This window comes from Saccharomonospora iraqiensis subsp. iraqiensis, assembly GCF_000430445.1.
GTDB lineage: Bacteria > Actinomycetota > Actinomycetes > Mycobacteriales > Pseudonocardiaceae > Saccharomonospora > Saccharomonospora iraqiensis.
The window spans coordinates 18,480-23,816 of sequence record NZ_KE387062.1 but is presented as its reverse complement, the minus strand read 5'-3'; the positions used below and the strand labels follow the sequence as shown (position 1 = coordinate 23,816).

Here is a 5,337-nt window from a genome sequence, read left to right as displayed (position 1 = left end):
GGCACGGCGCGGCGAGCACCTGCTGATCGCACTGGAGTCGCTGCCCGGCACCCAGGACCCGAGCGCCCCTGAGCTGGCCGACTACGCGGTCGCCCTGGGCACCCGGGCCGACGAGCTGGTGGCCAGGGACTCGCTGCCGGGCCGGGGCGTGGTGGTGCGGGAACTGCGCGCCGTGCCCGCGCCGGAAGGGCTGCCGTCGCAGGCGGACACGCGGCTGGTGGAGCTGGCCGCGGCGATGTCCGGCAACGCGGCGGCCTCACCGAGGCTGGAGCTGTACCCGCGGGATCTGGACCTGGTGCGCGCGCTGCGCATTTCGCAGGCCGCGGCCGGGGTGCGTCGGGACCCGGGGATCACCCTGCGGGACCTGCTGGCGAAGGTTCGCGCCCGCTTCCCCGCGCTGGCGCTGGACGATCGCATCACCCACGTGCAGGTGGAGGAGGCCCTGCGCGAGGCGGGCTTCCCGCTGGAGTTCGACGTGACCGACCGGGTCTTCCGCCCGCGCCCGCCGGAGCGCTCCGGCGGGGTGACGTCGTCGAGCAGTGTCCTCAGCGTCCATGGCCGTGGCCGCGCCGCCGGGTTGGACCCGCACGAGGTGCTGGTTGGCAAACTGTCGCGGAAGGTGGAGTACGGTGGGTTCCTGGCCCTGACCGTGCGCGGTGTCCACCTGCCGTACGCGCCGGACCTGCTGGCGGGGGAGTACGCACTCGAATCGGTGCATGTGGACAGTATGTTCCTGGCGACCTTCCGCGAGCTGATCCGTGAGCAGGAGCAGGACTGGGAGCGGGTGCACAAACTCGACGCCCGCTTCGGCGAGACCGGCGAGATCAAGCGCGGCTTCCGCACCTACGTCGCGGACGCCTGGACGCGCCTGCGCGAGCGCCTGCACGCGCAGGCGGCCGGCGAGAGCAGGCTGCTGTTTCTACACCATGCGGGTCTGGTCGCCCGCTACTGGGACATGGGCGGCCACGAGTTCCTCACCGGCCTCCAGCAGGCTGCCCGCCGCCCGCACGAGGCCCCGCACGGCTTGTGGCTGCTGTGCCCGGCCGAGTCTGCCCGGGACACCCCGCACCTGGACCGGCAGATCGTCGAGGTCCTGACCGAGGACGAGCGGGTCGTGCTGGATAAGGGTTTCCTGGCCCGTCTGCGCGGTGAGGCGGACGACGCGGCGTGAGTTTCGCTCGTCCGAGCGATGTCCGACAGCCCGTGAGGCGACTACACCGTCCGTATGGCGACGATCCGTATCCGTGGACTTTCCGAACAGACCCTGAGCACGTTGAAGGCTTGAGCCGCCCGCAATGCGCAGCCGCTCCCCGCCTACGTCCGTGACCGTCTGAACGAGAGTGCCCGAACACCGACCTCCGAAGAGTTGGCGGACCAGCAAGGGCCAACGGCCGTCGAAGCACTTGAGTGATCGTCCTCAGTACGGCGGTCTCGGCCTGGGAGCGACCTCAACTGCATGGTACTGACTCTCAGTATCACTCCACCACTCACTGTTAAAGTATCGCGTTACACATTAGTCGCGAGTAAAGCCTTGCGTCACTGCAAGGGAAGGTGCACGATGGGTCGTGAGGACGACATCGAGAAGCTCATCGGGTGGGCGGAGTCGCAAGGTTGGAGAGTCGAAACGGACGGTAAGGGCTATCGTCGTTTCCATACGCCAGCAGGTGATTACGTCGGTCGGTACCCGAAGACTCCCAGCAACCCACGTAGGCGGCTCCTCGACCTCAAGACGAAGCTGAAGAGGAACGGACTCGAGATACCCCCGCCGACCAGGCATGAGGTCCGCCGTCGGGAACGTAGGCAGCAGGAGGCTGAGTGATGACGTGCTGGATCGTCGAGGTGCTGGTGCGGGTCCACGGCGATGACCTCACCAACGACACATTGATCGAGCTGTCCGACCGGGTCGAAGACGACCGCGACTGGAGCCTGGCACGGTGGGAGCTCGGTAACGGGTTCTGGATCACGACCGAGGTCGGGTCCTCGATCAGTGGCGAGGCCGCTGACACGCTCTGTCGCGAGGTCGTCGGGTGGGTCGAGGAACAGCCCTTCGACGCTGATGTGGTCAGTGTTCGGGCCGTCGAGCCAGAGGTCTTCGAGCTGGAGGCGGAGCAGCCGACGGTCCCTGAGCTCGTCTCGGCCGTCGAAGCGGGGGAGATTCTCGGTGTCAGTCGTCAGCGCGTGCGTGAACTGGCTTCCACGCACGAGAACTTCCCGGAGCCGCTCTACCGCCTGCGTACCGGTCCGCTGTGGAAGCGGGAGGCGATCGAGGCCTTCGACCGTCGTTGGACGCGCAAGCCCGGACGTCCACGTGGCGGTTCCGGCGGTGGTGGTGCCTCCTGCGACAACAATCTCGGCACCGTGACCTCGCTCGGAGAACGCGCGCAGCGGGCCTCGGCTACCGGCTGAGGGTGGATCGCCACAGCCTGACCGGGTGGAGCCGTCGCAGCGATGCGGTGTCCGGACACCGCACCTGACCTGCGACGTGTGTCGGACGTTCCGCGCAGCGCGGGATCGGTGGCTCCATCGGCACTTTCGCCGGTTCCCCGGCGAGCCCGGTGACGCGGTCCGTCTCCGGCTGCTTTCTTGAACGTCGAACCTGACGCTTCAGGCGCAAGGAGGCACCGGAATGAAACGGCTGATGAGCCGCGTCCTCGTCGCGGCGACGGCGCTGTCGCTCGCCGCCCTGGTGGCACCGACCACCGCCGCCGCGCAGACCGGCGGCACGGGGCCCTACCCCGCGAGCTACGAGACCACCTGGACCCTGCCCGACCACACCGTCTACCGTCCCGACACGCTCCCGACCGACGAGAAGATGCCGATCGTGGCCTGGGGCAACGGCGCCTGCCGCGCCGACGGGACGTGGTTCGAGAACATCCTCACCGAGTTCGCCTCGCACGGCTACCTGGTCATCGCCAACGGCGAGCCCGGCGGGTCCGGCTCCACCGACGCCGACATGCTCATCGACGCCGTCGACTGGGCGATCGAGCGCAACTCGCGGCCGTGGAGCGACTACTACGGCAAGCTCGACACCGACAACATCGCGGTGATGGGCCAGTCCTGCGGCGGCCTGGAGACGATGGAGGTGGCCGACGACCCGCGCATCACCACCACCGTGATGTGGAACAGCGGCATCATGAGCTCGTGGGACAAGCGCCTGTTGGACGACCTGCACGCGCCGATCGCCTACTTCGTCGGCGGCCCCGAGGACATCGCCTACGACAACGCCATGGACGACTGGGGCCGCCTGCCCGCCGGCCTGCCCGCGTTCATGGGCAACCTCGACGTCGGCCACTACGGCACGTTCAGCGAGCCCAACGGCGGCGAGTTCGGCCGGGTCGGTGTGGAGTGGCTGGACTGGCAGCTCAAGGGTGAGGCGGACGCCCGGGCCCAGTTCGTCGGCCCGAACTGCGGCCTGTGCCGAACCGAGTGGGACGTCCAGCAGAAGAACCTGAGCTGACCCCCCGCGTCCCGCGGCGACCGCATGCCCAAGGCCCCCGGCACCACCACCGCCGACATCGGTGGTGGTGCCGGGGGCCTCGACCGTCGCCGGACGGGCGTGTCACCGTTCTCCGTCGACCTCGATCCAGCCCACACACTCCGGCCGCCGCACGGTGGAGGAGAACTCCCGCACCGCGGCGTAGACGTCGTCGATGGGTACTTCGACGCCTGCGTCCTGCTCGAAGTCGTGACCGTCGTAGGTGTAGTAGGGCACCCGACCGGGGTTCTTTCCCTGACGAGGACGGAAAAGCCTGCCGTCCGCCTCCCACGTGAGGCAACCGACGTCACCACGAACACCCCCGATCAGCAATGGTGCATCCGGTGCGTCACCGCCGGAGAGGAACCACAGCACCCCGGCCCTGGAGCGACGTGCGGCATTCACCCGTCGGAACTCCTGTTCGAGCTCACGACCATCGACGGTGCCGATGTCGTACGCGTCCTGCGGTGTGATGCGCGCTGCGGTCATTGCGCCGATCCTTCATAGGTGTGACTGAATGGTTCGCCCTGCTGCGTCGTGCCGTACACCGTCAAGCTGTACCCCTCCGGAAGGTAGCGGGGAAGGGCTTCATGACACCCGAGAAGAGGCCCACGTCGAGTACATGGTGCATGATTGACGACGAGTTCGCTGGACGTCCGCCGTTCGAGGATCATCTTCGTTGCCACCTTCATTTCGACGTGTCGGCCCAAGAACTCCGCGTTGCTCCGGCGGAGCCCGCGTTGCGTGAGGCGCTGGACAACCAGGGGACTCCATGCGGAGTCTCGGCCGGAAACGAACCGGTCCAGGGTGCCGTCCGCATAGCCGATGGTGCGTTCACCTTCTTCGCCACGGCGTACACGTCGAGGTAAAACATCGATGCACCATGCGGCTGCGGCCGGGTAGGTCGAGCCGTCATGAGCACGTACCCCTGTCGTCGTCGATGTCCTCGGTTCATCAACACGGCCATATCCAGGAGGGCGAAGTCTCTCGCCTCCCAGGTTTGTGAGGTAGGTACTGAGGGAGAGGTCTGCCTGTATCAGAAGGTTGTAGAGCTGCGCGATCTCTGCTTCAGCTTGTCGTGTCGCGGCGATGATCGGCGCGCTCTCCGGGGCGTTGGAGCTGTCTAGTTCCGCCGCGAGGTAGAGGTGAGCCTCGCGTACCAGAGTGGCTGCCTGCTCCAGCGCAGTCCGGCTCTGTGCCAAAGCATGGAGTGTTTTGTACACGCCATCGGCAAGGCCTTCGAACGACACAGGAACAACTCCTTTCACCGAGCGTGTTACATGATGGCACTCGGTGCCGACAGTCCTGTGCCGAGCTGGAGAGTGCGCTCGCGTGTCGACCCACGACGCAGGCGCGGTGTGATCCGCGCCGAGGGGCGGCGGTGACGTCCGCGTTGCGCAGTAATGTTCGACCGGCGTCGCACGACACACCACCGACGCGGACGAACGGAGGTCTCCATGACCGCATACGACAAGCCGCCCGGTCAGCGGTCGCACCCGACGACGGGCACGCCAGGCACCCTCGCGGGGCGCTGGTACTTCGTGGTCACCGTCGCGTCGATGGGCATCCTCGCCTGGGTGCCGTTCGCGCACGCCATGGTCCGGCTCCGCCGTCCCTCAGACAAGCGACTCACCGCGATCTACGGTGCCGCCACGCTGGTCCTGCTGATCCTCGTCGCTCTGACTCCCACCGACCCCGCGACGGGTGAGGCGCCGGAGGGTGACCCGATCAGCGTCATCGGCGGGTTGCTTGCACTGACCGTCATCGCCGCCGCCTGCGTCCAGCAGACCCGCCTGCGCCGCGAGGTCTACGGCGCTGGCCGGCCGGAGCCCGCACCGGCGACGCCCGCCGCGTACCAGCCG

At 67.8% G+C, this 5,337-nt stretch carries 4 protein-coding genes and 2 pseudogenes; 4 read left to right on the top strand and 2 right to left on the bottom strand.

Translation table 11 applies throughout. The features are described 5' to 3' along the window. The 3 genes and pseudogenes from ACTIR_RS26310 to ACTIR_RS0105210 form a co-directional block, all read left to right on the top strand. A pseudogene (locus ACTIR_RS26310) lies at window positions 1–1,171 on the top strand (BREX system serine/threonine kinase PglW); the annotation flags it as partial. A gap of 710 nt (window positions 1,172–1,881) precedes the next feature. Further along, the gene (locus ACTIR_RS24745) at window positions 1,882–2,406 is read left to right on the top strand and encodes a hypothetical protein (RefSeq protein ID WP_233345829.1); all 525 of its coding nucleotides are present in this window, start codon (window positions 1,882–1,884) and stop codon (window positions 2,404–2,406) included. A 220-nt stretch (window positions 2,407–2,626) separates the two neighbouring features. Next, window positions 2,627–3,457, top strand: coding sequence for an alpha/beta hydrolase (locus ACTIR_RS0105210; RefSeq protein WP_026453480.1), 831 nt, complete (start codon window positions 2,627–2,629; stop codon window positions 3,455–3,457). A 102-nt stretch (window positions 3,458–3,559) separates the two neighbouring features. Here the strand turns inward: ACTIR_RS0105210 and ACTIR_RS24740 are convergent, their stop codons facing one another. Both ACTIR_RS24740 and ACTIR_RS25220 read right to left on the bottom strand, forming a co-directional pair. Next, the gene (locus tag ACTIR_RS24740; RefSeq protein WP_052583731.1) at window positions 3,560–3,964 is read right to left on the bottom strand and encodes an Imm1 family immunity protein; all 405 of its coding nucleotides are present in this window, start codon (window positions 3,962–3,964) and stop codon (window positions 3,560–3,562) included. Then, the gene (locus ACTIR_RS25220) at window positions 3,961–4,725 is read right to left on the bottom strand and encodes a DddA-like double-stranded DNA deaminase toxin (RefSeq protein ID WP_161629619.1); all 765 of its coding nucleotides are present in this window, start codon (window positions 4,723–4,725) and stop codon (window positions 3,961–3,963) included. Before ACTIR_RS25220 ends, ACTIR_RS24740 begins: the two co-directional genes overlap by 4 nt. 207 nt (window positions 4,726–4,932) lie before the next feature. Here ACTIR_RS25220 and ACTIR_RS26305 point away from each other — a divergent pair. Then, a pseudogene (locus ACTIR_RS26305) lies at window positions 4,933–5,337 on the top strand (hypothetical protein); the annotation flags it as partial.